The 26,113-nt window shown below is 70.8% G+C and carries 28 protein-coding genes; 12 read left to right on the top strand and 16 right to left on the bottom strand.

Annotated elements, in window-relative coordinates:
- Window positions 1-105: 105 nt before the first annotated feature.
- Window positions 106-309: a cold-shock protein gene (locus ACFY3V_RS21275; protein WP_344903117.1), complete on the top strand. Its 204-nt coding sequence runs from the start codon at window positions 106-108 to the stop codon at window positions 307-309.
- Window positions 310-500: 191 nt separating this feature from the next.
- Here the strand turns inward: ACFY3V_RS21275 and mshC are convergent, their stop codons facing one another.
- The 5 genes from mshC to ACFY3V_RS21300 all read right to left on the bottom strand — a co-directional run bounded on the left by mshC (window position 501) and on the right by ACFY3V_RS21300 (window position 4,727).
- Window positions 501-1,724, bottom strand: coding sequence for a cysteine--1-D-myo-inosityl 2-amino-2-deoxy-alpha-D-glucopyranoside ligase (gene mshC, locus ACFY3V_RS21280; protein ID WP_362897271.1), 1,224 nt, complete (start codon window positions 1,722-1,724; stop codon window positions 501-503).
- A gap of 92 nt (window positions 1,725-1,816) precedes the next feature.
- Complete coding sequence (locus ACFY3V_RS21285) at window positions 1,817-2,545, bottom strand: NRDE family protein (protein WP_362897272.1); 729 nt, start codon at window positions 2,543-2,545, stop codon at window positions 1,817-1,819.
- Window positions 2,546-2,682: 137 nt separating this feature from the next.
- On the bottom strand, window positions 2,683-3,444 hold the full coding sequence (locus ACFY3V_RS21290) for an SCO1664 family protein (RefSeq protein WP_350947681.1): 762 nt from the start codon (window positions 3,442-3,444) through the stop codon (window positions 2,683-2,685).
- Window positions 3,441-4,016 carry a DUF3090 domain-containing protein gene (locus ACFY3V_RS21295; protein WP_362897273.1) on the bottom strand — a complete coding sequence of 192 codons (576 nt, stop codon included), beginning with the start codon at window positions 4,014-4,016 and terminating at the stop codon, window positions 3,441-3,443. Before ACFY3V_RS21295 ends, ACFY3V_RS21290 begins: the two co-directional genes overlap by 4 nt.
- 9 nt (window positions 4,017-4,025) lie before the next feature.
- Entirely contained in the window at window positions 4,026-4,727 is a 702-nt protein-coding gene (locus ACFY3V_RS21300) for a histidine phosphatase family protein (protein WP_362897274.1), read from the bottom strand.
- 65 nt (window positions 4,728-4,792) lie between these two features.
- Between ACFY3V_RS21300 and ACFY3V_RS21305 the strand changes: the two genes are divergently transcribed.
- Complete coding sequence (locus tag ACFY3V_RS21305) at window positions 4,793-5,737, top strand: aldo/keto reductase (protein WP_362897275.1); 945 nt, start codon at window positions 4,793-4,795, stop codon at window positions 5,735-5,737.
- A gap of 195 nt (window positions 5,738-5,932) precedes the next feature.
- Window positions 5,933-6,907, top strand: a complete 975-nt coding sequence (locus tag ACFY3V_RS21310) for a hypothetical protein (protein ID WP_362897276.1) — start codon at window positions 5,933-5,935, stop codon at window positions 6,905-6,907.
- Window positions 6,908-7,058: 151 nt separating this feature from the next.
- Here the strand turns inward: ACFY3V_RS21310 and fabI are convergent, their stop codons facing one another.
- Window positions 7,059-7,823, bottom strand: a complete 765-nt coding sequence (gene fabI, locus ACFY3V_RS21315; RefSeq protein ID WP_350947686.1) for an enoyl-ACP reductase FabI — start codon at window positions 7,821-7,823, stop codon at window positions 7,059-7,061.
- A gap of 1 nt (window position 7,824) precedes the next feature.
- Window positions 7,825-8,529, bottom strand: a complete 705-nt coding sequence (locus tag ACFY3V_RS21320; RefSeq protein ID WP_350947687.1) for a beta-ketoacyl-ACP reductase — start codon at window positions 8,527-8,529, stop codon at window positions 7,825-7,827.
- Window positions 8,530-8,605: 76 nt separating this feature from the next.
- On the opposite strand from ACFY3V_RS21320, the gene ACFY3V_RS21325 reads away from it, so the two are divergent.
- Both ACFY3V_RS21325 and ACFY3V_RS21330 read left to right on the top strand, forming a co-directional pair.
- Window positions 8,606-10,105, top strand: a complete 1,500-nt coding sequence (locus tag ACFY3V_RS21325; protein ID WP_350947688.1) for a TldD/PmbA family protein — start codon at window positions 8,606-8,608, stop codon at window positions 10,103-10,105.
- A gap of 62 nt (window positions 10,106-10,167) precedes the next feature.
- Window positions 10,168-11,535, top strand: coding sequence for a metallopeptidase TldD-related protein (locus ACFY3V_RS21330; protein ID WP_362897277.1), 1,368 nt, complete (start codon window positions 10,168-10,170; stop codon window positions 11,533-11,535).
- A gap of 44 nt (window positions 11,536-11,579) precedes the next feature.
- On the opposite strand, the gene ACFY3V_RS21335 is transcribed toward ACFY3V_RS21330, so the two are convergent.
- A complete protein-coding gene (locus tag ACFY3V_RS21335) occupies window positions 11,580-12,704 on the bottom strand; it encodes a linear amide C-N hydrolase (protein ID WP_389775550.1) in 1,125 nt (374 codons plus the stop codon).
- Between the two features lie 122 nt (window positions 12,705-12,826).
- On the opposite strand from ACFY3V_RS21335, the gene ACFY3V_RS21340 reads away from it, so the two are divergent.
- A complete protein-coding gene (locus ACFY3V_RS21340) occupies window positions 12,827-13,933 on the top strand; it encodes an RNA-guided endonuclease InsQ/TnpB family protein (RefSeq protein ID WP_389775553.1) in 1,107 nt (368 codons plus the stop codon).
- Window positions 13,934-14,096: 163 nt separating this feature from the next.
- Here the strand turns inward: ACFY3V_RS21340 and ACFY3V_RS21345 are convergent, their stop codons facing one another.
- Window positions 14,097-14,309 carry a dodecin gene (locus ACFY3V_RS21345; RefSeq protein ID WP_350947691.1) on the bottom strand — a complete coding sequence of 71 codons (213 nt, stop codon included), beginning with the start codon at window positions 14,307-14,309 and terminating at the stop codon, window positions 14,097-14,099.
- Window positions 14,310-14,384: 75 nt separating this feature from the next.
- Between ACFY3V_RS21345 and ACFY3V_RS21350 the strand changes: the two genes are divergently transcribed.
- A complete protein-coding gene (locus tag ACFY3V_RS21350; protein ID WP_350947692.1) occupies window positions 14,385-14,696 on the top strand; it encodes a DUF3099 domain-containing protein in 312 nt (103 codons plus the stop codon).
- Window positions 14,697-14,891: 195 nt separating this feature from the next.
- Here the strand turns inward: ACFY3V_RS21350 and ACFY3V_RS21355 are convergent, their stop codons facing one another.
- From ACFY3V_RS21355 to moaA, 3 genes are read right to left on the bottom strand one after another with little or no spacing between them, the layout of a single operon-like run.
- Window positions 14,892-15,143 carry a DUF6457 domain-containing protein gene (locus tag ACFY3V_RS21355; RefSeq protein WP_389775744.1) on the bottom strand — a complete coding sequence of 84 codons (252 nt, stop codon included), beginning with the start codon at window positions 15,141-15,143 and terminating at the stop codon, window positions 14,892-14,894.
- Between the two features lie 2 nt (window positions 15,144-15,145).
- Window positions 15,146-15,808 (bottom strand): molybdenum cofactor guanylyltransferase, encoded by a 663-nt coding sequence (locus ACFY3V_RS21360; protein WP_389775557.1) that lies wholly within the window; start codon window positions 15,806-15,808, stop codon window positions 15,146-15,148.
- Between the two features lie 32 nt (window positions 15,809-15,840).
- Complete coding sequence (moaA, locus tag ACFY3V_RS21365; RefSeq protein ID WP_362897282.1) at window positions 15,841-16,830, bottom strand: GTP 3',8-cyclase MoaA; 990 nt, start codon at window positions 16,828-16,830, stop codon at window positions 15,841-15,843.
- Window positions 16,831-17,011: 181 nt separating this feature from the next.
- Here moaA and ACFY3V_RS21370 point away from each other — a divergent pair, with 181 nt between their 5' ends.
- On the top strand, window positions 17,012-18,202 hold the full coding sequence (locus tag ACFY3V_RS21370) for an RtcB family protein (RefSeq protein ID WP_350947696.1): 1,191 nt from the start codon (window positions 17,012-17,014) through the stop codon (window positions 18,200-18,202).
- A 129-nt stretch (window positions 18,203-18,331) separates the two neighbouring features.
- Here ACFY3V_RS21370 and ACFY3V_RS21375 read toward each other — a convergent pair whose 3' ends face one another.
- Window positions 18,332-19,063, bottom strand: coding sequence for a hypothetical protein (locus ACFY3V_RS21375; protein ID WP_350947697.1), 732 nt, complete (start codon window positions 19,061-19,063; stop codon window positions 18,332-18,334).
- A 185-nt stretch (window positions 19,064-19,248) separates the two neighbouring features.
- Complete coding sequence (locus ACFY3V_RS21380) at window positions 19,249-19,818, bottom strand: PadR family transcriptional regulator (RefSeq protein ID WP_389775562.1); 570 nt, start codon at window positions 19,816-19,818, stop codon at window positions 19,249-19,251.
- Between the two features lie 53 nt (window positions 19,819-19,871).
- Between ACFY3V_RS21380 and ACFY3V_RS21385 the strand changes: the two genes are divergently transcribed.
- A complete protein-coding gene (locus ACFY3V_RS21385) occupies window positions 19,872-21,062 on the top strand; it encodes an NAD(P)/FAD-dependent oxidoreductase (RefSeq protein WP_350947699.1) in 1,191 nt (396 codons plus the stop codon).
- A gap of 103 nt (window positions 21,063-21,165) precedes the next feature.
- On the opposite strand, the gene ACFY3V_RS21390 is transcribed toward ACFY3V_RS21385, so the two are convergent.
- Window positions 21,166-22,035 carry a UbiA family prenyltransferase gene (locus ACFY3V_RS21390; protein WP_362922702.1) on the bottom strand — a complete coding sequence of 290 codons (870 nt, stop codon included), beginning with the start codon at window positions 22,033-22,035 and terminating at the stop codon, window positions 21,166-21,168.
- A gap of 157 nt (window positions 22,036-22,192) precedes the next feature.
- Here ACFY3V_RS21390 and ACFY3V_RS21395 point away from each other — a divergent pair, with 157 nt between their 5' ends.
- From ACFY3V_RS21395 to ACFY3V_RS21405, 3 genes are read left to right on the top strand one after another with little or no spacing between them, the layout of a single operon-like run.
- Window positions 22,193-23,506: a 3-oxoacyl-[acyl-carrier-protein] synthase III C-terminal domain-containing protein gene (locus ACFY3V_RS21395; protein WP_362922704.1), complete on the top strand. Its 1,314-nt coding sequence runs from the start codon at window positions 22,193-22,195 to the stop codon at window positions 23,504-23,506.
- A gap of 7 nt (window positions 23,507-23,513) precedes the next feature.
- Window positions 23,514-24,170 (top strand): isoprenylcysteine carboxyl methyltransferase family protein, encoded by a 657-nt coding sequence (locus ACFY3V_RS21400; RefSeq protein ID WP_389775567.1) that lies wholly within the window; start codon window positions 23,514-23,516, stop codon window positions 24,168-24,170.
- The gene (locus tag ACFY3V_RS21405) at window positions 24,167-25,180 is read left to right on the top strand and encodes an NAD(P)/FAD-dependent oxidoreductase (RefSeq protein ID WP_389775570.1); all 1,014 of its coding nucleotides are present in this window, start codon (window positions 24,167-24,169) and stop codon (window positions 25,178-25,180) included. The genes ACFY3V_RS21400 and ACFY3V_RS21405 overlap by 4 nt, the downstream gene beginning before the upstream one ends.
- Before the next feature lie 33 nt (window positions 25,181-25,213).
- Here the strand turns inward: ACFY3V_RS21405 and ACFY3V_RS21410 are convergent, their stop codons facing one another.
- Window positions 25,214-26,071, bottom strand: coding sequence for a hypothetical protein (locus tag ACFY3V_RS21410; RefSeq protein ID WP_389775573.1), 858 nt, complete (start codon window positions 26,069-26,071; stop codon window positions 25,214-25,216).
- Between the last annotated feature and the right edge of the window lie 42 nt (window positions 26,072-26,113).

The raw sequence follows: 26,113 nt of genomic DNA on the forward strand, positions 1-26,113 counted from the left end.
ACAGTTTCTCCGGATGGTTTCCGCGGGTGCATGGTAGGGTCCGCAACGCAGCCCCGTGCCGCCGACCTGGTGGTTCGGTGAGGCTCCCAATGAGGAGAAGTAGTTTTGTCTGAGGGCACCGTTAAGTGGTTCAATGCCGAAAAGGGCTTCGGATTCATCGCACCGGATGACGGCACCGCCGATGTCTTCGTGCACTACTCGGCTATCAACTCCGGCGGCTACCGCAGCCTGGAGGAGAACCAGCGTGTCAGCTTCGTCACCACGCAGGGCCAGAAGGGCCCGCAGGCCGACCAGGTTCAGGTCATCTGATCTGGTTTGACCTCAAAGGCTTCAGACTGAGCCCGCACCGCTCGCGCGGTGCGGGCTCAGTCGTCTCTTGGGCCCGGACCTCTCTTGGGCCGCCCTCCGAGCGCGGGGACCCGTTGGTGCCGGAGATGCCCGTGTCACCGGGCATCCCCTAGGCCGGAGCGGGAGTGCCCGGCACGGACGACCACCGGCCCCTAGAGTTCGACCCCGAGCAGCGCGTCCACGGTCTTCCTGACCAGGACCGGCGCGTCCGGGTCACTGCCCCCCTCCGACAGGGCCCGCTCGGCCCAGTCGTCGACGGCCGCGAGGGCTCCGGGAGCGTCCAGGTCGTCGGCGATCCGGGCGCGTACCCTTTCGAGCACGACGTCGGCGTCGGGGCCGGTCTGCAGCCCCGCGGCCGAGCGCCAGCGCGCCAGCCGCACCTCCGCCGAGGCCAGCTGCTCCGGGGTCCACTCCCAGTCGGCACGGTAGTGGTGGGCCAGCAGGGCCAGCCGGATGGCCATCGGGTCGGTCTCCTGGCGCAGGCGGGAGACGAAGATCAGATTGCCCTTCGACTTGGACATCTTCTCGCCGTCCAGGGCGACCATGCCCGCGTGCACGTACGCCCTCGCGAACGGCCACTCCCCGCAGGCCACGTGGCCCTCGTGGGCGCCGCACTCGTGATGGGGGAAGATCAGGTCGGAACCGCCACCCGCGACGTCGAAACCACTGGACAGGTTCGCCAGGGCGATCGCGGTGCACTCGATGTGCCAGCCGGGTCTGCCCACGCCGAAGGGGGAGGGCCAGGACGGCTCCCCCGGGCGCTCCGCGCGCCAGAGAAGCCAGTCGAGCGGATGCTTCTTGCCCGGCCGGTCCGGATCTCCCCCGCGCTCGCCGAACAGGGCGAGCATGCGCTCCTCCGAGTAACCGGAGACGGCGCCGAACTTGGGGGCCGCGGCCACGTCGAAGTAGACGTCGCCGTCGAGCTCGTAGGTGGCGCCCTTGTCACGCAACGACACGATCAGGTCGGCGACCTGGTCGATCACCTCGGTCACGGCGACGTAGTCGCGCGGGGGGAGGACGCGCAGCGCCTCCATGTCGGTCCGGAACAGCTCGATCTCGCGTTCGGCCAGGTCACGCCAGTCGATGCCGGTCCGTCCCGCACGTTCGAGCAGGGGGTCGTCGACGTCTGTGGCGTTCTGGGTGTAGTGCACCTCATGACCGGCGTCGCGCCAGGCACGATTGACCAGGTCGAAGGCGAGGTAGGTGTTGGCGTGGCCCAGATGGGTGGCGTCGTAGGGCGTGATGCCGCAGACGTACATCCGTGCCGTGGGACCCGGCTTTGTGGGGCCGACCTCTCGCGCGGCGGTGTCGAACAGCCGCAGCGGGACACCGGCACCGGGAAGCCGAGGAACCTTCGGCTCAGACCACGATCTCATGAAATGCAGCCTATCCAGCAGACAGACCACCCCGGTTGGCGCGGGGTGGTGGGTGTACGGGGCACTCACCTCAACTCCGGAAGCCGACCGGATCATTCCGTGAGGATCTCGCGGAAGGCGCCGGGATCGCGAGGGTCGGCGGTGAAGTCGTAGCGCACGCCGCCGGGTGCCAGGGCCAGCAGGGTGACGGACCCCGAGCCGAAGGTCCGTCCGTCGGGCAGCTCGTGATGGACGATCATCGTGCGAGGGTCCTCGGAGGAGATGCCCGCTCCCGTGGCGAGTTCCCGCCACTCATCCCATGGACCGTCGAGCTTCGAGGGGCGGCCCGCCCCGGCGAACAGGGGGCGGAAGAACGCCACGCGCTCGTTCTCCTCACCGCGCTCCCATCCGCTGTTGACGATCATGTGGGTTCCCGGGGGAAGGTCGTCCCTCTTCAGGGTGATCCCGTCCCAGTGCCACAGCCGGGCCCCGCCGGGATCGGCGCGTAGCAGGTGGAAGGGGTCATAGTGCCCGAGTTCGCCCTCCGTCGGCCGGTCTCCGGCGGCCGCCAGGAGAGCCAGGTCGCCCCGTGATCGGCGGGTCTCCTCGGGAGCGAGCAGGCCGAGCCCGTTGAGGAGGGCGCCGACCCTCCGGGCCCCGGGGTCGACGGCCAGCCAGGTGCCGCCTCCCAGGAGATCGCACCCGCCGATCAGGCCGGGCCGGCTTTGTGGCCAGTGCCGGGCCGGGGGAACCCAGGGGCGGGCGGTGAACTCGTCGCGCACCCCGACCACGATCAGGGGGATCTCGGCGCTCGGATCGATACTGACGACAACCGTGCACATGCCCGGAGGCTACGCCCTCGCGGGAGGCGGGCTCGGACCGGGGTCACGCGCCCACAGGAAAAGCCCACAGCAAGGCCGCGGTAGGGCCGCCGACAGGACAAGGGCGCGGGCGTCGCCCGCGAGGGCGACAAGGCCTCTCAGATCGGCGGCCAGGGGATGGCGGGCCAGTCCTTGGAGGGCACGGGGTGCAGGCCGGTGTCGAGGAGCCTGCGGACCCGCGCCCAGGTGGCCTCGACCTCGTGAAGGGTGAGGAGCTCACGGAGGCGGCGGCCGAGGCGGCCCTGCTCCAGGTCGGCCTCAAGGCGGGTCAGGGCGTTCATCGCCTCGCGGGACAAGGGCTTGCCGCGCCACTGCCAGAGCACGGTGCGGAGCTTGTCCTCAGCGGAGAAGGAGACCCCGTGATCGACGCCGTAGACATGGCCGTCGGCGAGCGGCAGCAGGTGGCCTCCCTTCCGGTCGGCGTTGTTGACGACCGCGTCGAAGACGGCCATCCGCCGCAGGGAGGGCTGGCGGCTGCGGATCAGCACCATCAGGTCGATCTCGGGGTCGGTGTCGATCCACAGCTGACACATTCCCGGGCCGAAGGGGCCGTCGCGGTAGACGGTGGGCGGCACGATCCGCCAGCCGATCGCCGCGGAGACCTCGTAGGCGGCGACCTCGCGGGCGGCCAGGGTGCCGTCGGGAAAGTCCCAGAGGGGGCGTTCGCCCCGTACCGGCTTGTACACGCAGGCCGCCGCGAGCCCGCCGAGCCGGACCGAACAGTAGAGCGTCATGTTGGTTGCCTCGACCAGGCGGCCCGCCACATCCAGTTGGCCGTCACGGAGCAGACGCGTCGCGGTCTCGTCGTCCAGCCCCGCGGCCGGCGCCGCACTCAGCGTCGGCTCGCTCTCAGCACTCATTCGCCTCCTCCAGCAGATGAAGCGCTACTACCCCGGTAACCGTTGAGCCGCACACAGATATGCCCCTCGGCGTCGAGAGGTTGGGCGCAGAGCGGGCAGGGCGGTCGACCGGCGGCGACGAGGGCCATGGCCCGCTTGGTGAAGGCCCTCGCGGCGCCGGGACTGATGTGCACGCGCAGCACCGTGGGCTCGACGAGCGGGGACGGCTCGAACTCCTCATCCTCGGCGGTGGCCTCCTTGGCCTCGATGACCACCTGGGCGGCCTCGGAGTCCCAGGCCAGGGCCATGACACCGACGCGGAAGTCCTCGCTGATCGGCACATCGAGGGGGGCGTTGTCCGTCAACGCGGCCGGGGCGACGGAGGGGACGGCGGCACCGCCCTCACCTCGCCGCAACACCTCGTCGAGCAACTCGTCGAGACGATCGGCCAGCGCCGCGACCTGGAACTTCTCCAGCGCCACGGTGGTCAGCCTGCCCTGGCCTCGCGCCTGCAGGAAGAAGGCTCGTGAACCCGGTTGCCCCACGGCACCGGCCACGAACCTCTCGGGTGGATCGTAGTCGAAGACCGGCATAGCCTGACCCTACGTGGTTCCGGATCCGCCGCCGACTGCGGCATCGCTCCCGGTGGGATTTTCTCCCCCCTCCGCACCGTCCGAACCCTCCGGAAGGCGTAATCCGGTCACATCTCCGCCCAGGTCGTTGAGTCTGAGCACGAAGGGACGCAAGGGGGTGTAGCGAATGGCGGTGAGCGACGCCGGATCGGCGGTTATCCGCTGGAACTGGTCCAGATGGAGCCCCATGGCGTCGGCCACGATGGCCTTGATCACATCTCCGTGGCTGCAGACGAGATAGACCGCCTTCGGGCCGAGGCGCTCGTTCCACTCCCTGACGGCCGCCACGGCGCGATGCTGGACGGCGGCCAGGGACTCTCCCCCGGGGAACGTCACCGCGCTCGGGTGGGCCTGCACGACCGGCCAGAGGGGATCCTTGGCGAGCTCGGCGATCGGGCGGCCCGTCCAGTCGCCGTAGCGGCACTCACCGAAGCGCTCGTCGGTCAGCACCTCCGCCTCCCGCCGCCCCTCGGCGACCGCCTGCGCGGTCTCCTGACAGCGTTCCAGCGGGCTGGAGACGATCGCGTCGAGTTCCAGCGAGGTGAGCCGCGCGGCGAGCGCCTCCGCCTGGGCCCGTCCCGCGTCGCTGAGGTGGACATCCGGGGTCCAGCCCGCGAGGACCGGGCCGGTGAGGTGGGTAAGGCCGTGTCTGGCCAGCAACAAGGTCGTCACGCGGGCAAGTCTTGCAGTCCTCGCTCCACTACTTTTAAGTGGCCGGGCGGTAATCTGGCCGGATCATGGAGCAGCGCTATGTGGGCCGGAGCGGCTTGTCGGTGTCCCGCCTGGGACTCGGGACGATGACGTGGGGACGCGACACCGGCGCCGAGGAGGCCGCGGCGCAGCTTCGCACGTTCGCCGAGGCCGGCGGCACGCTCATCGACACCGCCGACGTCTACACGGGCGGCGACGCCGAACGGCTGCTCGGGCGGCTGCTGCGCGACTCCGTGCCGCGTTCCGAGCTGGTGCTGTCCACCAAGGCCGTGCTCACCCCGACCGGGCGCAGGCCACGCGACGCCTCCAGGAAGCACCTGGTGGCCGCGATCGACGCCTCCCTGACCCGCCTGGGCGTGAACGAGGTCGACCTGTGGCAGCTGCACGCCTTCGATCCCGACGTCCCGCTGGAGGAGACCCTGGCAGCCGTGGACGCCATCGTGTCCTCGGGGCGGGCCGCGTACGCCGGGGTGTGCGACTACGCGGGATGGCAGCTGGCGACCGCGGCCGTGGGGCAGCGGGCGGTGCCCGGCAGGGTGCCGATCGTCGCCGCCCAGGTCGAGTACTCACTTCTGGCCAGGGAGGCCGAGCGCGAGCTGATCCCCGCCGCCGAGCACGTCGGCGCGGGGGTGCTCGCCTGGTCGCCTCTCGGGCGCGGAGTCCTCACCGGGAAGTACCGTACGGGCATCCCCGCCGACTCCCGGGCCGCGACCCCGCACTTCGCCGACTTCGTCACCCCCTACCTCGACGAGCGGTGCCGGCGGGTGGTGGAGTCGGTGGCGACCGCCGCCGACGGGCTCGGCGTCTCACCGCTGTCGGTGGCCCTGTCGTGGGTACGCGACCAGCCGGGGGTGTCCTCGGCCATCGTCGGCGCCCGCACCCACGGGCAGCTGTCCGGGGTCCTCCAGGCCGAGGATCTGACGCTGCCCGTGGAGATCAGGGAGGCACTCGACGACGTGTCCGCGGACTGAGAGAAGGGCCGGGACGAGGACGGTCCGCCGCGAGAACCGAACGAGAATTCGTCTCGCGTATCACTAGTCGATACCGAATGGAAACTTTCCGCGGAAAAAGCGGGCCTCCCTACAAAACTGTCAAACAGGTGGCGGGGGCACCCGGATGTCGGTGAGACGCCATGGCCGATGTCCGCCCCGGGGTGAAGGAGACGAGTGCGAGCTGCGATGGCGGCAGGCGTTCTGGCGCTGGCGCTGGGAGGTGGGGTCCCGGCGGCCGCGATCGCGCCCGTGAGCGCCGCACGGGCGAGCGCCGTCCCGCGCGTGGACGACTGTGATCACACAGGGCCGCTCGGCCCCGTGACCGGCGGAGTCTGCCGGGTCGTGGACGGCGTCACGAAAAAGGTCGAGGGCGGTGTGGGCGACGTCGTCCACGATCTGGAAAAAGGTGTCGACGACCTCGGAAGCCGTGTTGGGGACGCCGTCTCCCCGTCCTCCCGCGGAGACTCCGGCCGGAGTGACGCCGGGACGAACTCCCCGGCACCGGCCGCCTCGGCGTCCAAGAGCCCACCGGACAGGCCGTCCACCGCGCAGGAGAAGAAGGAGCCCTCCGGTGACGCACGGACGCCCCGGCCTCAGGGCACCGACGCCTGCCGGTCCGCGGCGGCCTCCACCGGCTGCGCGGAGACGTCGGCGACCACCTCTGCCGGGGAGCCCGACCAGGACGCCTCGTCCAAGGTGTCACCGACCCCCACCCCTTCGGCGTCCCCCTCCCCGACCACTTCGGCGAGCCCTTCGCCGCACGAGGACGCCGCACCCGCGCACAAGAGCCCGGTCCCCGCGCCGACCGACCGGGCGGTCCCCAAGACGGAGACGTTCTCCCCGGATGTCGGCAGGCCCACGACCGACGTGGGTGGGCCGATGGCTCCCAGGCCGTCACCCGTGGTCGACGCCGAGGCGCCCAGGGTGGAGCTGCTGTGGCCCGCCCCGGTGATGGAGAAACTCCAGCGGCAGATGCCCGGCGAGCGGCCGGTGAAGCCCAGCCGGTCGTCCGACACCGCGAGCACCGTGCTCAGCACCGCGGTGCTCGTCGCGGCGATCCTCGCAGTCCGCCTGCTGTACAGCAGGCGGAGGTTCAGGGAGTCGATACCGTTCGAGCCCGCCCCTCCGGGACGTCAGCGGGTGGCCTAGTTCTCGGCGTCTTCGGCGCCCTCGGCGTTCCGGCCCGCGCCGCTCACCTCGTCATGCCACGACGGAGCCGGACGCGGCCGGGCAGCGGTTCCCCGCCGTCTCGACGGCGGCACCGCCCCGGCCGGTCATCGACCGCCGGGACGGAAAGCACTCAGCCTCCGATGGCGTGGACGCCGCCGTCGACGTGGACGATCTCACCGGTCGTGGCGGGGAACCAGTCGGACAGCAGGGCGACACACGCCTTGGCCGCCGGGATCGGGTCGTTGATGTCCCAGCCGATCGGGGCCTTGGCGGGCCAGCTCTCCTCGAACTCGACGAAGCCCGGGATGCTCTTGGCCGCCATGGTCCTGATCGGGCCCGCGGCGACGAGGTTGACCCGGATGCCCTGCTTGCCGAGATCGCGGGCCAGATAGCGGGAACAGGACTCAAGCCCGGCCTTGGCCACGCCCATCCAGTCGTACACCGGCCATGCCTTGGTGGCGTCGAAGTCGAGACCGACGATCGCGCCGCCCTCCTTCATGAGCGGGAGCGCGGCCACCGCGAGCGACTTGAACGAGTACGTGGAGACCTGGACCGCGGTCGCCACGTCCTCCCAGGAGGTGTTCAGGAAGTTGCCGCCCAGGGCGGTCTGCGGCGCGAAGCCGATCGCGTGCACCACCCCGTCCAGGCCGCCGAGATGCTCGCCGACCCGCTCCGCCAGGGAGTCGAGGTGCTCGGGGTTGGTGACGTCGAGCTCCAGCACCGGAGGCGGCTCCGGCAGTCGCCTCGCGATCCGCTCGACCAGGCTGAGCCGGCCGAACCCGGTGAGCACGATCTGCGCGCCCTCCTCCTGGGCCAGCTTGGCCACCGAGAAGGCGATGGAGGCGTCGGTGAGCACCCCGGTGACGAGAAGCCGTTTGCCTTCGAGAATTCCCACGTCAGTGCCCCATTCCAAGGCCGCCGTCAACGGGGATGACGGCCCCCGTGATGTAGGCGGCGTCCTCGCCGGCCAGGAACCTGACCACGCGCGCTATCTCCTCCGGGGCGGCGTAGCGGCCCAGGGGAATGTTCTTACGGATCTGCTCCTGGTACGCCTCGTCCAGCTCGGCCGTCATGTCGGTCTCCACGAAGCCGGGGGCGACCACGTTGACGGTGATGTTGCGCGAGCCCAGCTCCCTGGCGGCCGACCGGGCGAAGCCGATCATGCCGGCCTTGGAGGCGGCGTAGTTGCTCTGCCCCGCCGAGCCCAGCATGGCGACCACCGAGGAGATCAGCACGATGCGCCCGCGCTTGAGCCGCAGCATGCCGCGGGTGGCGCGCTTGGCGACCCGGTAGGAACCGGTCAGGTTGGCGTCGATGACGTCGGTGAAGGTCTCCTCCTTCATCATCGGCAGCAGCGTGTCCCTGGTGATGCCCGCGTTGGCGACGAGCACCTCGACCGGACCGTACTCGGCCTCGACCTTCGCGAAGGCGGCGTCCACGTCGGCCGTGCTGGTCACGTCGCAGCGTACGCCGAAGAGGCCCTCGGGAGGCTGTCCGGAACGGTAGGTCACGGCGACGTCGTCGCCTGCCTGAGCGAGTTCGCGGGCGATCGCGAGGCCGATGCCGCGATTGCCGCCGGTTACGAGAACAGATCGAGCCATGGTCAGACGGTATCGGCTACCGGAGGGTAACCCTCTTGTCCGGGAAGGACAAGATCACAGGGTTAGGATCGTTGACATGCGCCAGATCGACTCCGACTTCCTCGCCCTGCCTCTGCGCCGGCTCGCGGACGCGGCCCTGCAGCGCGCCCGGGACCTGGGCGCCGAGCACGCCGACTTCCGGCTGGAGCGCGTCCGCGGGGAGACCCTGCGCCTCTCCGACGCGGCGCTGGAAGGCTCCATCGACGCCGACACCCTCGGCTACGCCGTACGGGTCGTCAAGGACGGCACCTGGGGCTTCGCCGGAGGCATCGAGCTCAGCCCCGAGGCGGCCGTCAGGGTCGCCGAGCAGGCGGTGGAGGTGGCGGTCGTCTCGGCGGCGGTCAACCGCGAGCCCGTCGAGCTGGCGCCGGAGGCGGTCCACTCCGACGTCACCTGGGTCTCCTCCTACCAGGTCGACCCGTTCGAGGTGCCGATGCGCGACAAGGCGGCGCTGCTCGCCGACTGGTCGGGCGCCCTGCTGCGAGATCCCGGGGTGGACCACGTCCAGGCGTCGCTGACACAGGTCAAGGAGCAGAAGTTCTACGCCGACACGGCCGGGACCTCCACGACGCAGCAGCGGGTGCGCGTCCATCCCCAGCTGAGGGCGACGCGGGTGCTGGACGGCCGCTTCGACTCGATGCGGACGCTCGCCCCGCCCGTCGGCCGGGGGTACGAATACCTCACCGGCACCGGCTGGGACTTCCCCAAGGAGCTGGCGCGCATCCCCGAGTTGCTGGAGGAGAAGCTTCGGGCGCCCTCCGTCGAGGCGGGACCGTACGACCTGGTGATCGACCCGTCGAACCTGTGGCTGACGATCCACGAGTCGGTCGGGCACGCCACCGAGCTCGACCGCGCCCTCGGCTACGAGGCGGCGTACGCGGGGACGAGTTTCGCCACCTTCGATCAGCTCGGCACGCTGGTGTACGGCTCGCAGCTGATGAACGTGACCGGTGACCGCACCGTCGAGCACGGCCTGTCCACGATCGGCTACGACGACGAGGGGGTGGCGACCAGGGAGTTCGACATCGTCTCCGACGGCATCCTGGTCGGCTACCAGCTCGACCGGAGGATGGCGCTGCTGAAAGGGCTGGGCGCTTCCAACGGCTGTGCCTTCGCCGCCTCCCCCGGCCACACCCCGATCCAGCGGATGGCCAACGTGTCGCTGCGCCCGGCGCCCGACGGCCCCACCACCGAGGAGCTGATCTCCGGCGTCGACCGGGGCATCTACGTGGTGGGCGACAAGAGCTGGTCCATCGACATGCAGCGCTACAACTTCCAGTTCACCGGTGAGCGGTTCTATCTGATCGAGAACGGCAGGCTCGCCGGGCAGCTGCGCGACGTCGCCTACCAGGCGACGACGACCGACTTCTGGCGCTCGATGGCGGCGGTCGGCGGGCCGCAGACGTATGTGCTGGGCGGGGCGTTCAACTGCGGCAAGGGGCAGCCTGGCCAGGTCGCCCCGGTCAGCCACGGTTGCCCGTCGGCGCTCTTCCGCGGCGTACGCGTCCTCAACACCGTCCAGGAGAGTGGCAGTTGAGCACGCGCGGCGAGCGGACGGAAGACGGTGTCGGCCGTGCGGTCCGGCAGGAGAGGAGCGGAATGACTCCCCAGGAGATGATCGAGAGGGTTCTTGAGCTCTCCACGGCAGACGACAACGTCGTGATCGTGGAGGAGGGGTCGAGTGCCAACCTGCGCTTCGCGGGCAACACCCTCACCACCAACGGTGTGTCCCGTTCCTCACAGCTGACCGTGATCTCCATCGTGGGCCGCGGTGTGGGCGTGGTGTCGCGGGCGGCGGTCCGCCCCGACGGGCTCGACGAGGTCGTGGCCGCCGCCGACCACGCCGCGGAGGACGCCCGGCCGTCCGAGGACGCCCGGCCGCTGCTGGAGGGCACCCGCTCCGCCGACTGGGACGCCCCCGCCGAGCCGACCTCGATCGGGGTGTTCGGCGCCTTCGCCCCCGCCCTGGGCGAGGCCTTCGCCACGGCCGAGGCGGGCGGGCGCAGGCTGTACGGGTTCGCCGAACACACCGTCACGACGACCTTCGTGGGCACCTCGACCGGCGCCCGGCTGCGGCACACCCAGCCCACCGGCCGCCTGGAGCTCAACGCCAAGTCCTCCGACATGCGGCGCTCGGCGTGGACCGGCGTGTCCACCCGCGATTTCTCCGACGTCGACGTGGCGGCCCTGGACGCCTCGCTCGCCCAGCGCCTGGAGTGGGCGAAGAACCGCGTCGAGTTGCCCGCGGGCCGGTACGAGACGCTGCTGCCTCCGACGGCCGTCGCCGACCTGATGACCTACCTGTACTGGACGGCCGGAGCGCGCGACGCGATGGAGGGCCGTACGGTCTTCTCCAGGGCCGGTGGCGGCACCCGCGTCGGCGACGTCCTCTCCGAGTCGCCGATCCGCCTGTACAGCGACCCGTCGGCGCCGGGCGTCGAGTGCTCGCCGTTCGTGGTGGCGCACGCCTCCGGCCGGGAGAACTCGGTGTTCGACAACGGGCTGCCGCTCGCCGCCACCGACTGGATCTCCGGTGGCAGGCTGGCCAACCTGCTGCAGACCCGGCACTCGGCCGAGCTGACCGGTCTGCCGGTGACCCCGGCCGTCGACAACCTGATCATGCGGGGACCCGAGGGCGGGCGGTCTCTGGAGGAGATGATCGCCTCCACCGAGCGCGGCCTGCTGCTCACCTGCCTGTGGTACATCCGCGAGGTCGACCCGCAGACGCTGCTGCTGACCGGCCTGACCCGCGACGGCGTCTACCTGGTGGAGAACGGCGAGGTCGTGGGCGAGGTGAACAACTTCCGCTTCAACGAGAGCCCGGTGGACCTGCTCCGCCGCCTCAGCGAGATCGGCGCCTCCGAGCAGACCCTGCCGCGCGAGTGGAGCGACTACTTCAACCGCGCGATCATGCCTCCGATCCGGGTGCCCGACTTCAACATGTCGACGGTGAGCCAGGCCAGCTAGGTCCGGCTCCCCCTCCCCGCACCTTCCCGTACCGGGCGGGCCGTTCAGCGCTGGACGAGCGGGACGGTGTGCACCGTGTCCCAACGCCGGCCCGCCACCACGCGGGCGGTGGCGTCGGTGAGGTCGTAGACGACCGACCAGCGGGTGTGGGCCTGGGCCACCTTCCGAAGCAGGCCCATCGCGTCGCGCCAGTCGCGGGCGGCGGGCAGTCCCTCGGCGAGCGCGCGGTAGCGGGGGTCGGCCCGGCGTTGGGCGGTGGAGGTGCCGGTCATGCCGAAGTTGGTGAGCATACGGTCGTCGATCACGTTGAGCCTGCCCCCGGCGTACTCCACGACGGCCGATCTGCCCGCCGCGTCGGCGATGAGGTAGTGGACCTGCGGCCCGATCGTGAAGTCGACGTCGTAACGGCGCATGATCGCCAACGCCTCGTCCACGGTCGCCGCCTTGTCGAGCATGATCCTGATAACGCGCACGCTGCCGACGTCGGGGCGGTCGGGAGAAGCCGGGGGCAGCCCGCCCTCGGGCGACGTGGCCATGCCGATGGCCAGGCCCTTCTCGTTCACCCCATCGAAGGGGGCGAGCACCGCGTGGGCCATCCTGCGGCGGGCGGGCGCGGCGGACAGGTCCGGCGGGGTGGAGCCTCCGATCAGATGGAACAGGTCGACGACGGAGACCGAGGCGTAGCCGTCGGGCGGGTCGGCGTGCACGATCAGCGCCGGGTTGGGGTCCCAGTCGAAGTTTCTGCCGAACAGCGGCCGGTCGCCACCGAGGGCGAACAGCGAGCAGGCCCAGCCGTCGGCGCGTCCCGCCAGCTCCTTCTCCCCGAGGAGGGCCTCGCGGTCGTACGAGCCGTGGAAGGTCATCTCGTACAGCGGTAGATCGTCGATCCTGCGGAGGCTGTCTATCGTCCGCGCGACGTCGGTGGCGCTCTGGCGCAGCAGCGGTTCCCCTTCCGCCTCGGTCCGCGGCCCGGCACCGGTGGTGGACGGGACCGGTGGTGCGCCGGTAACGGAGGTGGTCGGCGAGACGGCCCCGGTGGCAGCGGGCACACCGCCCTCCGGGACGGCGCAGCCGGTCGGGAGGATCAGCGCGACGGCCAGCGCGGCACGTACCGCCGTTCCCGCCGGGCCGGGCGGCCTTCCCGCCCGCGCGGCCCGAGTCTCCTTCATCGAATACCTCCCGCGTGGATACTCCGGCCTCCAGGCCGGAGAGGAAACCCGGCACGATGCCGCACGGACCCGGAATCGAATACGCGTCCACTCTTAGCTGATCTTGCTTTAGAGTGTGAGACGTGGCGCAGATCGTGAAGCGGGCGTTCAAGTTCCGCTTCCACCCGACCCCTGAGCAGGCCGAAGAGCTTGCCCGGACGTTCGGCTGCGTGCGCCTGGTCTACAACAAGGCCCTCGAAGAACGCACCCGCGCCTACATGCTGGAAGGCCGTCGCGTCTCCTATGTGGAGTCGTCGGCAGCGCTCACGCTGTGGAAGAAGACCGACGACCTCGCGTTTTTGAACGAGGTCTCCTCGGTGCCGCTTCAGCAGGCATTGCGCCACCTTCAGGCGGCGTTCACGAACTTCTTCGCCAAACGGGCGAAGTATCCGGCGTTCAAGTCCCGCAAGAAGTCCCGCCTCAGCGCCGAGTACACCCGCAGCGCCTTCCGATGGCAGAACGGGCAGCTCACCCTCGCGAAGACGAACGACCCGCTGAACGTCGTGTGGTCGCGTCCACTGCCTGAAGGGGCCGAGCCGTCCACGGTGACGGTGTCGAAGGACGCGGCGGGCCGCTGGTTCGTCTCCATCCTGTGCGAAGACACCGTCCGGCCGCTTGACCCGACGACCAATGCGGTCGGGGTGGACGCGGGTATTACGGCGTTGGCGACGCTGTCGACTGGAGAGAAGATCGTCAACCCCAAGTATGAGCGGGCCGACCGGCGCAAACTCGCCAAGGCCCAGCGGAACCTCTCCCGCAAGGAGAAGGGGTCGGCGAACCGGGCCAAGGCGAAACTCGCCCTCGCCCGCGTGTATGCCCGCATCGCCGACCGTCGCCGTGATCATCTGCACAAGGTCACCACTCGTCTCGTCCGTGAGAACCAAACGGTCGTGATCGAAGACCTCACCGTGCGCAACATGGTGAAAAACCACAGCCTGGCTCGCGCCGTCTCCGACGCCTCCTGGCGCCAGATGCGCTCGATGCTGGAGTACAAAGCGGCCTGGTATGGGCGGGAGTTGCTGGTCGTGGACCGGTTCTTCCCCTCGTCCAAGCTGTGTTCGGCGTGCGGCGCCCTCCAGCGGTCCATGCCGCTGGGCGTCCGCGATTGGGTGTGCGCCTGCGGCGCGGTCCATGACCGGGACGTCAACGCCGCGAAGAACATCCTCGCCGCCGGGCTGGCGGAGAGGTAAAACGCCTGTGGAGCCGGTGTAAGACCTCAAAGGGGAATCCTCCTCGCGGGCAACCGGCGGCGAAACAGGAACCCTCACGGGTGACCGTGGGGAATCCCCTCCCTCCAGGGAGGAGAAGAGGTCAATCACGCAGTCTGCGTCGCTCGGCAGCCGCCGTACAGGCTCAGTCGTCCTCCAGGCGGAACCCGATCTTCATGCCGACCTGGAAGTGGGCGATCTCCCCCTCCTCGATGTGCCCCCTGATCTCGGTCACCTCGAACCAGTCGAGGTGGCGCAGGGTCCGGGAGGCCCGGCGGACCCCATTGCGTACGGCGGCCTCGATGCTCTCCCCCGAAGTGCCGACTATCTCGGTCACCCGGTACGTTCGATCTGTCATCCTCTGCTTCTTCCCGGAAAGCCATGGTTACATGACCGTTCGCACCCAGCCGATATGAGGCCTAGATTGGGAATCGTGAAGGGATGGCGCAGACGTCCGGTGGTTCATCAGGTGACGGACGCCCAACCCTCGTTGAGCGCCGACATCGGCAGGCGCGAGAAGAGTTACTTCATCAAGATGGGGATCCGGCTGATCTGCCTGGTCCTCGCCTTCACGGTGCCCGCCCCGATGCCCGTCCGGCTGCTGCTCTTCGCCGGGGCGATCTTTTTACCATACGTTGCCGTGATCGGGGCCAATGGGCCGCCGCGCGGGGTCCCGCATGCCCCTGACGTGGAAGATTCCGGACAAAACCAGATTCCACGCCACCGACGCGAGATCGGGTCGTGACTAAGTCTTGACGCACTCCAAGGGTAGTAGGTGTACGCTTTAGCCAAGTGCCCTGGTCCCCCGTCGGGGCACTGTTGCCGGCGTTCCGGGCCCCCGTCGGAACGCCGATGAAGCGACGCCGGGTGGTTTGCCCCCGTAACCACCCGGCGTCGCCCTTTTCTCAGACTTTAACAACGAAGCGCCTTTTCTTTGGCGCTATTTGTCACCCAGTGTCTCCGTTGTCGCCTGCTCCCAGCTGCGCGCCAGCGCGGTCAGTCTCTCCACGACGTCCGGCGGCGCCGTACCCGCCCCCTGGGCCACCCCGAGCAGATAGGCCGTGAGCGGCGCGGCCGGCCGGGCCACCCCGTGGGCGACCTCCCTGGTCAGATCCAGCACCTCGTCGCGGTCCACCGTCGCGGGGTCGATGCCCAGCTCCTGGCAGACCAGCGCGGTCCATTCCTTCAGCACGTTCAACTCTCGCTCCTCGTCCGCGGTCGCGTCCGTCCCATGCCGTCGTCGCTCTCGCGGCCGTCACCGGAATCCGCGGCTCCGCCGGGGCCCGGCTCCGCCGTCCGGGCCCGCTGTAGATCGTCCATGGTGTCGCAATCGAACCATGGCTGCCCGGTGAGGTGAACCGTGACCGGGCGGAGCGGGGCGAGCAGCCCGTGCAACGACCGCCCCTCGTAGCGGTCGAGCGCCCGCGCCAGGCTCCGCGTGTGCCACACCCCGGCGAGCCACTGCTCGCGCCCGCCGTCGTCGATGAGCACGGCCCCCGGCCCGCTCGTCCCCGCGGCACCCGCCCCTGCGGCGTCCAGCAGCATCCGCACGTGCTCACCGGTCAGGAACGGAAGATCGGCGGCGAGCAGCACCACCCATGGCGCGTTCACCTCGGCCAGGCCCGCTCGCAGCGCCGGGACCGGGCCACCACCGGGCGGGTCCTCACGCCGGAAGATCGCGTGTGGCAGTCCGGGGCGAGGTGGCCCGACGACGATCAGCCGTCCCGCGCCGGGCACGGCGGCGGCCACCGACTCGACCAGCGGGCGGCCGGAGACGCGCAGGCCCGGCTTGTCCCGGCCGCCGAGCCTTCGCGCGAGACCGCCCGCCAGGATGCAGGCGTCGTGACGGGCGGTCATCGGACACCTCCGGGTCTTCTGTGGCGGGGACCTCAGCCGCCGATGGCGGACATCGGGCGGGACGGCTGCAGGAAGGTCGGATCGTCGATGCCGTGACCGGCCTTCTTGATCCGGACCGCGGATCGCCAGCGCTCGGCGATCTCGTCGTCACCGGCACCCGCGCGCATCGCGGCCCTCAGGTCGGACTCGTCGGTGGCGAACAGGCAGTTGCGGATCTGACCGTCGGCGGTGAGCCGTACCCGGTCGCACGCACCGCAGAACGGACGGGTGACCGAGCCGATCACCCCTACCCTGGCCGGGCCGCCCTCGACGAGGAACAGCTCGGCCGGGGCGCTGCCGCGCTCCGCCGAGTCGGCGTCGGTGAGGGCGACATCGGCCTTGAGCGTGGCGAGGATCTCATCAGCCGTGATCATGTTCTCCCTGCGCCAGCCGTGCTGGGCGTCGAGCGGCATCTGCTCGATGAACCGGAGCTCGTAGCCCCGCTCCAGGCAGTAACGCAGCAGCGGCACGGCCTCGTGGTCGTTGATCCCGCGCATCAGCACCGCGTTCACCTTGACCGGTCGCAGCCCGGCGGCGTCGGCCGCCTCCAGCCCTTCGAGGACGTCGGACAGGCGGTCGCGGTGGGCGAGCCTCTTGAAGGTCTCGCGGTCGAGGGTGTCGAGGGAGACGTTGACCCGGTGCAGACCCGCGCCGGCCAGGGAGGCGGCCAGCCGGCTCAGCCCGATCCCGTTGGTGGTGAGCGAGACCTGCGGGGCGGGGTCGAGTGCGGTGGTGCGGGCCACGATGTCGACCAGCTCGCGGCGGAGCAGCGGCTCGCCACCGGTGTAGCGGACCTCGGTGATGCCGAGTCGCTCCACCCCGATGGTGACCAGCCTGACGATCTCGTCGGCGGTCAGCAGGTCGGGTTTCTGCAGCCATTCGAGGCCCTCGGGTGGCATGCAGTAGGAGCAGCGCAGGTTGCATCGGTCGGTGAGGGACACCCGCAGATCGGTCGCCACGCGTCCGAAAGAATCCTGCAACACCGGACGCCACCTCTCATCAGTCGCTCACCTGCCGGAACAGGGGACCAGCTTAAGGCCGCCCTCTCTTCCGGCCCCAACGGGCCTCGTTGTTCCAACATCACCATATGACGGTTGATTCCTGACATGCCGCACGATCATGACTTACGGCGCCCGATAAAATGGGTGGGATCTCATGAGGAACGTGGGCAAACTGGATCTCGCAACCAAGGAGATCATGATGCCGAACCAGCCCGCACCGAACCTGGTGTCGTGGGCCAGCGAGATCGACGAAGGTACGATCATGCAGGCTGCGCGCGCCGCCCGTCTGCCGATCGTCTCCGGACACGTCGCCCTCATGCCCGACGCGCACGTCGGCATCGGCGCGACGGTCGGATCGGTGATCCCCACCGAAGGAGCGATCATCCCGGCCGCCGTCGGCGTCGACATCGGCTGCGGCATGGTCGCGACCGAGACCACGCTCACCGCCGCCGACCTCCCCGACACCCTCGACGCGCTGATGCCGCTGGTGGAGAGGCGGATTCCCGCCGGCGTCGGCAAGGGCCACGACGACCCGTCCATGGACCGCGCGCTCGGCGACCTCGGCCGCCCGCACACCGACCTCACCTCCCAGCAGGAGAAGAAGGTGTCCCTGCAGTTCGGCACCCTCGGCTCCGGTAACCACTTCGTCGAGGTCTGCCTCGACGAACGTGACCGGGTCTGGACGGTGCTGCACTCGGGCTCGCGCGGCATCGGCAACCTGCTCGCGACCAAGCACATCGTCGACGCCAAGAAGCTGATGAGGAAGCAGGCGATCGGCCTGGAGGATCCCGACCTGGCCTACCTGGTGCAGAACACACCGGAGTTCACCGCCTACATCGAGGACATGCTGTGGTCCCAGCGCTACGCCATGGCCTCGCGTGCCCGGATGGACAAGGTGCTGGGCGACGCCCTGTTCCGGGTCGTCGGCAAGGGGCGGCGGCTTCGGACGATCAACTGCCATCACAACTTCACACAGCGGGAGACACACGAGGGCAAGGACCTGTGGATCACCCGTAAGGGGGCCATCAAGGCCGACACGGGCGACGAGGGCGTGATCCCGGGCTCCATGGGGACGCGCTCGTACATCGTGCGCGGGCTCGGCAACCCGATGTCCTACAACTCCTGCTCACACGGAGCCGGCCGCAGGATGTCGCGCAGCCGGGCGAAGCGTGAGCTGACGGCCGCCTCACTCACCGAGGCGATGCGCGGCCGCACCTGGAACGCGGACCGCGCCGCCGCCCTGGTGGACGAGCACCCACAGGCGTACAAGCCGATCGACCAGGTGATGGCGGACCAGGAGGATCTGGTCACGGTCCAGCACACACTGCGCCAGGTGTTCAACTACAAGGGCTGACCCCGCGCCTCCTGGGTCCCGCCGGTGACCGGCGGGACCCGGCGTCTGCCGGGCGGGCCGGCGAGGAACGTGACGGCCGCGCCCGCCGGCCCCGATCGGTGACGGGGACGGCGGGACGCGCCCGGGGGGTCAGAGTCCGAGCTTGGGCAGTTCGTCGCTGGTGAAGGTGAGCTTCACGACCGGGGAGGTCTCGTCGCTCATGAAGGCGTAGAAATCGAGGTCCCAGAAGGGGTTGGGAGACTCACCGGGAACGGCGTCCTTCACTCCCTGGACGCCCGGCGTGCCGCTCTTGTGGCGGGCGTACCACTGGTCGACGAAGAAGCAGTCGGACCCGTAGGACTTGATGTCGCCCACATCGCCCTCACCGCGTCCCACGACGACGTAGGCGTGGCCGGCGCCCCCTGTGGTGTCGCGGAAGTTGACCAGCTCTACCTTGACGCCCGAGCCGAGCAGCTTGGGCTGGTCCGCGAGCATCCCGATGACGCAGCAGGCGAAGAGCGTGCAGTTGGCACTGGCGAGTCCGCGGTAGTTGGCCCGCCCGGTCGCGACGTACTTGCTCTTGATCTTCTCGCGCGCCTCGGCGAACGTGGACTGGGTCACCGGCCCGCCGAGTCCCGCCTCCCTGCCGATCGCCGGCAGGCGCACGGGCTTGAGGTCGGAGAACTGCTGGCCGTCGGGAATGATTTCTGGAACGTTCCCACCACCGGCCGAGACCTCCAGCTTCTTGATGACGACGTCGTCGTCCAGCAGCTGCGGCCAGGGGTTCCACAGCTTGGCCGTGCTCATCTTCGTCTTGCCGATCGCCGCCTGCACGGCCGCCATCCGCGCCTGCTTGGGGGTCAGGTGCGTGGATTGACTCATGGTGATCTCCCGGTTACTTTTCGGAGGAATCACGACACTTCCACCACATTTTTCCGGCGGCAATGAGATGGCCACATGTGGCCAGGAGAACGGCGTCGGCAAGGACCCGGGCAGACTCCCCCGGCCACGGGCACGTGTTTTCCGGCAGAGGCGCCGAAGAGGCCGCATGCCCGCCGGTTCCGGCACTACATGCGATAGTCCCAGTCGAGCAGGCCCGCGCGCAGGTCGGCGACGAGGCCGCGGACATAGTCGAGTTCGGCCCCGAGCACGACCCGCTGATACTCGGACTCCACCAGGAAGACACGGGGCAGGAACCTCCCCCCCTCGGCCAGGTCCGCCTCCAGCTCCGACAGCCGCGCCCGCAGAGAGGTCAGGCGCTCCTCGAGCGCGGCGCGGACCTCCTCGGGCGGCAGCACGAGCATGAAGGCGAGCGCGGCGGGAAACTCGGGAAACTCTCGGGCCCGCTCGGAGAGCATCGTCCGCATCCACCGCCGCAGCGTGTCGCGGCCCGCGTCGGTGGGCTCGTAGACGGTCCGCTCCGGGCGGTTCTCCTCGCGCGAGGTCTCGCGGACCGCGATGAGCCCGTCGCGCAACAGCCGGTCGATGGTCTGGTACACGCTGTTGCGCTGCGCCACGTTGACCACGTCGTCCTTGCGCCGCTCCCTGATCAGACGCTGCATCTGGTACGCGTGCATCGGCGCCTCGACGACCAGGGAGAGCAACGCCATGGCCAGGGGAGATCGCCTCGTAGACATGGCGAACATCGTAGGGGTCGCCATCCAATAGTTATTCTATGTATAGTCATTTTATGACTAAGAAAGCATTGATCATCGGCGGGGGCATCGCGGGGCCGGTGACGGCGATGGCCCTGCGGCGTGCCGGGGTGGACTCCGAGGTCTTCGAGGCCTACGACCGCGGATCGGAAGGCGTGGGCGTCTTCCTCACACTCGCGGTCAACGGGATCGAGGCCCTGCGCCTCCTCGACCTGCACGACCTCGTCCGCGACCTGGGCATGGACTCCTCGCGGATGCTGATGCTCAACGGCCGAGGCAGGCCGCTCGCCTCCACCCGGCAGCCCAGCCGGACGCTGAGGCGCGCCGACCTCTACCTGGCGCTGCGCGACGAGGCCGTACGGCGCGGCGTGCGGATCCACTACGGCAAGCGCCTCACCGACGCCTCGGTCACCGCGGACGGGGTACGGGCGGTCTTCGCCGACGGAGGCACGGCCGAGGGCGACCTGCTCGTCGGCGCCGACGGCCTCCGCTCGCGCACCCGCACCGTCATCGACCCCGGCGCACCTCGCGCCCGGCACGTCGGACTGCTGAACACGGGCGGCTTCGCGGACGGCGTCGAGGTGCCGGGCGAACCGGGAACGAACCACTTCATCTTCGGCAGGCGTGCCTTCTTCGGCTACCTTCCCCACCCGGACGGGCAGGTGTGGTGGTTCGCCAACCCTCCGAGTCCTGTCGAGCCCACCGCCGAGGAACTCGCGGCGCTCACCCCCGAGCGCTGGCGCGCCATGCTGATGGAGTTGTTCAGGGACGACACCGGGCCGATGCTCGACATCATCGGCGCGACGGACGACATTCCGGCCGGCTGGAACACCTACGATCTCCCGACCGTGCCGAAGTGGTTCAACGAACGCATGGTGATCCTGGGTGACGCCGCGCACGCGGCCTCACCCTCGTCGGGCCAGGGGGCGTCCATGGCGATCGAGGACGCGGTGGTGCTGGCCAAGTGCCTGCGTGACATCCCCGCCACCCCTGAGGCGTTCGCCGCCTTCGAGAGACTGCGGCGGGCCAGGGTGGAACGGATCGTGGCGCACGGCAAACGCAACGGAAGCGGCAAGGCGCCGGGAGCCGTCGGCGCCTTTCTCCGCGACCTCACGCTCCCCGCCATCATGCGGCAGGTGGACAGAAGGAACGCGCTGGCCTGGATACACGACTACCGGATCTCCTGGGACGACCCGGTGTCCGCGCCACCGGCGACGACTCGCTGAACCGCGAGGGGGACGGTCGCCTCGGCCGGACCTCTTCGGGAACGGACCAGGACGCGAGCCTGCCGGGAGCCGACGAGCCGGATGAGGGCCGGGTGCGGGCCGGTCAGAGTGCGGTGATGGCGGTGCCGCGCGCGAGCAGCAGGACGACGTCGACCGCGGCGACGGCGATCGCCGCGGCGAAGGGAACGCGTGAAGAGCCCCGGCCCAGTGCCAGCCCTCCGGCGGTGAGGGCCCCCGCCACGGCCAGGGCGGCCCAGCCGCCCGCGCCCGGAGGGCCCGGGGGCCCCAGCACGAGCAGGACCGTCGCGGCCAGCAGGGGCACCGGGATCAGGACGCGGACGCGAGCGACGCCGAGTCTCTGCGGCCAGCCCCTCACCCCGGCGGCGAGGTCCGCGGGGATGTCGGGCAGCACGTTGGCCAGGTGCGCTCCGCAGCCGAGCAGCGCGGCGGCCGTCACCGCCCACCAGGCGGGCCACGGATGTCCCGGCAGGCCCAGGGTCACGAACCCCGGCAGCGAGCCGAACCCCACCGCGTACGGCAACCAGGACAGCGCGGTCGCCTTGAGCCCGAGATCGTAGGCCCACGCCGCGGCGACGCCGACCAGGTGGACGGCGCCGGCGGCGGGCCCCGAGGCGAGGGAGAGCGGCACGCAGAGCACCAGCGCCGCGATGGCGGCGACCCACACGGTACGGACGCTCACCGCGCCGGAGGCGACCGGCTTGCCGGTGCGGTGAGCGGCGGCGTCCCGCGCCGCGTCGACCGCGTCGTTGCACCAGCCGATCGAGAGTTGCCCCGTCGACACGGCCGCCGCCACCAGGACGCACCCGGCCGCGTCGCGCCCGCTCGCGACGGCCAGCGCGGTCACCAGGACGGTGACCGCGACGGTCGGCCCCGGGTGACAGGCCAGCGACAACCCCCGTACGGCCCGGAGCAACGGCCGGGTACCCAGGCGCGATGGACCGCTCGTCGTCACCCGTCGATCGTAGGCGGGAACCTCACGAAGCCCGAACGCGACTCCCTGCCGTACCTGAGCGCTTTGAAAACGGGCACAGAGGACTTCGTGACGCATGCAGTACACAGCAGGTGGGCAAGAGGGAGGTGTCCGCTGTTCGCGAGCCGGGGGTCAATAAATGACGCGAATCATCGCTGTCCGCGGTGCGCTCCCGCCGAACCGCCACTCCCAGTCAGAGATCACCGACGCGTTCGCGCGAGCGTGCCTTCCCGAGGGGGCCAGCCGACGGCTGCTCGACAGGCTGCACGCCTCCGCGCGGGTGGAGTCACGGCACCTGACGCTGCCGCTCGAACGGTACGCCAAGCTGGACGGCTTCGGTGCGGCCAACGACGCGTTCGTGGAGACGGCCGTGGAACTCGGCGCCGAGGCGGTGGGCGGGGCGCTGGAGGACGCGGGGGCCGCCCCCGAGGACGTGGACATGATTCTCTTCACCTCGGTGACCGGTGTCGCGGCGCCCTCGGTGGACGCCCGGCTGGCCGGACGGCTCGGGCTGCGCCCGGACGTCAAGCGGATGCCGGTCTTCGGCCTGGGCTGTGTCGCGGGAGCCGCGGGTGTCGCCCGCCTCCACGACTACCTGCGCGGCTGGCCGGACCACCTGGCGGTGCTGCTCTCGGTCGAGCTGTGCTCCCTCACCCTGCAGCGCGGTGACGACTCCATCGCCAACATGGTCGCGAGCGCCCTGTTCGGCGACGGGGCGACGGCCGTGGTGGCCTGCGGAGACGGGTGGCGGCCACGGCGTTCCGGGCCGTCCGCGACCTCCCGCGCCACCGGGGCGGGCGGCGCGTCCGCGACGACGCGGCCCGCCGGGCCCGCCGGGTCATCTCCGCCGAACAGCGCACCCGCCCCGCACCACAGGCTCCCCCTGTCCAGCCCTTCCATCCCGTCGGCGTCCTCGGGATCCGTCTCGGGATTCGTGAGGTCCTCCCCCGTGACGCACCGGCTGCTCCCCGAGCCCGCCGGTTCGTACGGAGTTCCCGAGGCGCCGGTCGCGATGGCGGGACCGACGGTGGTGGCCTCGCGCAGCCACCTGTATCCCGATTCCGAGCACGTGATGGGCTGGCACGTCGGCGACACCGGCTTTCGGGTGGTGCTCGACGCGAGCGTCCCCGACGTGGTGCGCACCTATCTGGCGGACGACGTGCACGGCTTCCTGCGCGACCACGGCCTGCGGGTCGAGGACGTGACGGCGTGGGTCTGCCACCCGGGCGGCCCGAAGGTCCTGGAGGCGGTGGCGGAGACGCTGCGGCTTCCCGAGGACGCGCTGGACCTCACCTGGCGCTCGCTCGCCGCGATCGGGAACCTGTCCTCGTCCTCCGTCCTGCACGTCCTGCGGGATACGCTCGCCCTGCGGCCACCGCCGCCGGGCACGCCGGGGCTCCTCCTCGCGATGGGGCCCGGCTTCTGCTCAGAACTCGTACTGCTGCGCTGGTAGGAGCCCGATGTCCTGGCATCTGTCGTCCTGGTATCCACTGCTCGTGCTGCTCGTCGGCCTGGAGCGCGTCGCCGAGCTGGTCGTCGCCCGCCGCAACGCGCGCTGGAGCATGGCGCGCGGCGGGGTGATGTCCGGGCAGGGACACTACCCGTGGATGGTCGTCCTGCACACCGGCCTGCTCGCCGGATGCCTGTTGGAGGCGGGCCTCGCCGACCGGCCCTTCGTGCCCGCTCTCGGCTGGCCGATGGTCGTCCTGGTGGTCGCGGCGCAGGGCCTGCGCTGGTGGTGCATCACCTCCCTGGGCCCGCAGTGGAACACCCAGGTCATCGTCGTGCCCGGCCTGACGCTCGTGGAGCGCGGCCCCTACCGGCTGCGGTGGCTGCGCCATCCCAACTACGTCGCGGTCGCCGTCGAGGGTGCCGCGCTGCCACTGGTGCACAGCGCGTGGGTCACCGCGCTGGTGTTCACCGTGCTCAACGCCGCGCTGATGGTGGTGCGAATCCGCTGCGAGAACGACGCCCTGGCCTCACTCGCCGCGGCGCCACCCGTCACGACCTCGTTGACCGCGCCGTCCACCGCGCTGTCCACCGGGGCGGGAACCCGGCCGTCGAAGGACGCGCCGGTCACCGACGCTCCGCCGGGCGCCGGCGGGACACCGACGTGATCGACGTCCTGATCGCGGGCGGAGGCCCGGCCGGTCTCGCCACCGCCATCCACGCCGCCATGGCGGGGATGGAGGCGGTCGTCGTCGAGCCCCGCGCCGTCCCGGTGGACAAGGCGTGCGGTGAGGGGCTGATGCCCAGCGGGACCGCCGCCCTGGGGGCGCTGGGAGTTCGGGTCGAGGGCAGGCCGCTGCGCGGCATCCGCTACCTGGACCGGCGGCACGAGGTGGAGGCGGCGTTCCGCGACGGGTCCGGCCTGGGCGTGCGGCGGACCGCGCTGCACGCCGCTCTGGCCCTGCGTGCGCGGGAGCTGGGCGTGCAGGTCGTGCCCGGCAAGGTGGACGGCGTACGGCAGGACGGCGACGGGGTCGAGGCCGCGGGCCTGCGTGCCCGATGGCTGGTGGCCGCGGACGGCCTGCACTCCCCGTTGCGCGCCCTGCTCGGGCTGGAGCTGCCGGGACGCGGGCCGCGCAGGTACGGGCTGCGACGGCACTACCCGGTCGCGCCGTGGACGGACTTCGTCGAGGTCCACTGGGCGGCGGACGGCGAGGCGTACGTGACGCCGGTGGGCGAGAACCTGGTGGGCGTCGCCGTGCTGAGCTCGCGGCGGCGCGGCTACCCGGAGCACCTGGCGGACTTCCCCGCACTTCTGGAACGACTGCGGGGACCGGCGGCGACCCCGGTGCGCGGGGCCGGGCCGCTACGCCAGCGGGTACGCGCCCGGGTGGCCGGGCGGGTGCTGCTCGTCGGCGACGCGGCCGGCTACGTCGACGCGCTCACCGGGGAGGGGGTGTCGCTCGCGCTGACGTCCGCGCGGTTGCTGGTGGACTGCCTGCGGGCCGGCACCCCCGGATCGTACGAGGCCGCCTGGTTGCGGCTGTCCCGGCGCCACCGGCTGCTCACCGGGGCGCTGGTGGGCACCCGCAGGTACCGGACGGCGGGACGGCTCATCGTCCCGGCCGCCCGGCGGATGCCCTCCCTGTTCGGCGCGGCGGTGCACGCCCTGGCCTGACCCTCACCGGTGCGGCGCCTACGGGAGACACCCCTAGCGCGAGACCTGGTGGACGATGCCCAGCCTCGGGGCGTAGTGGTTCGTGCCCTGGAAGCGGATCCGCCATTCACCACCCGTGCGATCGCCCACGGCCCTGGTGAAATGTCCCCGGGAGTCGGTCGTGGCACCGGCCACCTTCTTCCACTGGGCCTTCTCCCCCGGCCGGTGCAGGATCTCCACGGGCTGGCCGGGGAAGGGCGCGTAGTCGAGGTCCCCCTGGGGATCGACCCTGTTCAGCACGCCCGTCACCCGTACACCCGAACCCTCTCTGACGGCCTCGACCCCGCCGAACCTGGTCAGGCGTTTCAGCAGGAAGCCCGTGTACCCGGTCACCTCGGCGCCGTCCGCGCCTTTGGCGGTCACCGAGACCGTCCAGGGTCCCGCCGGGTACCAGCGGTTCAGGCTCCTCTCCGGGGCGAACCGCCAGGTCTCCCAGCCCGTTGCCGGGCGGGAGCCGCCCTCTTGGCTCGTCGCCCCGGCCGCGCCGGGGGCGAGGCGGGCGGAGGAGGCCGGGCCGGGCACCGGACCGGGCGCGAGGGCAGGGCCCCGGCCGGGCCCCGGCCGCGCGGGCGTCCCCGGGCGGGACGCGGTGACGGGGAAGGAGGTGTGCGCCGAGGCGGGAGGCGCGCCGGGCTCGACCTTGATCCTCACCCCCTCGGGGCCGGTGACCCCCCGGGCCACCACCTCTATCACCATGCGCACGGAGTCGGCGGGCCCGACCACCGGGGTCGCGGGGCGCAAGGTCACCGAGCGGATCGTCAGGTCCTCGACGGCCGCAACCGGGGCTCCTGCCGGTACCGGCAGGGTCGCTGCTCCGGCCGCCAGGGAGGCGAGAAGAACTCTCATCGTCATGATCAGGACGCTAGGAGGCCGCCGGTAACAAGCAGGTAGAGG

It is taken from the genome of Streptosporangium sp. NPDC000095 (assembly GCF_042899335.1).
In the GTDB taxonomy this organism is placed as follows: domain Bacteria; phylum Actinomycetota; class Actinomycetes; order Streptosporangiales; family Streptosporangiaceae; genus Streptosporangium.

What these genes read in the sequence shown, in the direction of transcription:
- mshC (WP_362897271.1), bottom strand. Translation starts at nt 1,724, where the DNA reads ATGAGATCGTGGTCTGAGCCGAAGGTTCCTCGGCTTCCCGGTGCCGGT.
- ACFY3V_RS21385 (WP_350947699.1), top strand. Translation starts at nt 19,872, where the DNA reads ATGACTAAGAAAGCATTGATCATCGGCGGGGGCATCGCGGGGCCGGTG.
- ACFY3V_RS21290 (WP_350947681.1), bottom strand. Translation starts at nt 3,444, where the DNA reads ATGAGTGCTGAGAGCGAGCCGACGCTGAGTGCGGCGCCGGCCGCGGGG.
- ACFY3V_RS21380 (WP_389775562.1), bottom strand. Translation starts at nt 19,818, where the DNA reads ATGTCTACGAGGCGATCTCCCCTGGCCATGGCGTTGCTCTCCCTGGTC.
- ACFY3V_RS21360 (WP_389775557.1), bottom strand. Translation starts at nt 15,808, where the DNA reads ATGACCGCCCGTCACGACGCCTGCATCCTGGCGGGCGGTCTCGCGCGA.
- ACFY3V_RS21335 (WP_389775550.1), bottom strand. Translation starts at nt 12,704, where the DNA reads ATGAAGGAGACTCGGGCCGCGCGGGCGGGAAGGCCGCCCGGCCCGGCG.
- ACFY3V_RS21375 (WP_350947697.1), bottom strand. Translation starts at nt 19,063, where the DNA reads ATGAGTCAATCCACGCACCTGACCCCCAAGCAGGCGCGGATGGCGGCC.
- ACFY3V_RS21400 (WP_389775567.1), top strand. Translation starts at nt 23,514, where the DNA reads ATGTCCTGGCATCTGTCGTCCTGGTATCCACTGCTCGTGCTGCTCGTC.
- ACFY3V_RS21395 (WP_362922704.1), top strand. Translation starts at nt 22,193, where the DNA reads ATGACGCGAATCATCGCTGTCCGCGGTGCGCTCCCGCCGAACCGCCAC.
- ACFY3V_RS21295 (WP_362897273.1), bottom strand. Translation starts at nt 4,016, where the DNA reads ATGCCGGTCTTCGACTACGATCCACCCGAGAGGTTCGTGGCCGGTGCC.
- ACFY3V_RS21330 (WP_362897277.1), top strand. Translation starts at nt 10,168, where the DNA reads ATGACTCCCCAGGAGATGATCGAGAGGGTTCTTGAGCTCTCCACGGCA.
- ACFY3V_RS21325 (WP_350947688.1), top strand. Translation starts at nt 8,606, where the DNA reads ATGCGCCAGATCGACTCCGACTTCCTCGCCCTGCCTCTGCGCCGGCTC.
- ACFY3V_RS21285 (WP_362897272.1), bottom strand. Translation starts at nt 2,545, where the DNA reads ATGTGCACGGTTGTCGTCAGTATCGATCCGAGCGCCGAGATCCCCCTG.
- ACFY3V_RS21345 (WP_350947691.1), bottom strand. Translation starts at nt 14,309, where the DNA reads ATGACAGATCGAACGTACCGGGTGACCGAGATAGTCGGCACTTCGGGG.
- ACFY3V_RS21305 (WP_362897275.1), top strand. Translation starts at nt 4,793, where the DNA reads ATGGAGCAGCGCTATGTGGGCCGGAGCGGCTTGTCGGTGTCCCGCCTG.
- ACFY3V_RS21320 (WP_350947687.1), bottom strand. Translation starts at nt 8,529, where the DNA reads ATGGCTCGATCTGTTCTCGTAACCGGCGGCAATCGCGGCATCGGCCTC.
- ACFY3V_RS21410 (WP_389775573.1), bottom strand. Translation starts at nt 26,071, where the DNA reads ATGACGATGAGAGTTCTTCTCGCCTCCCTGGCGGCCGGAGCAGCGACC.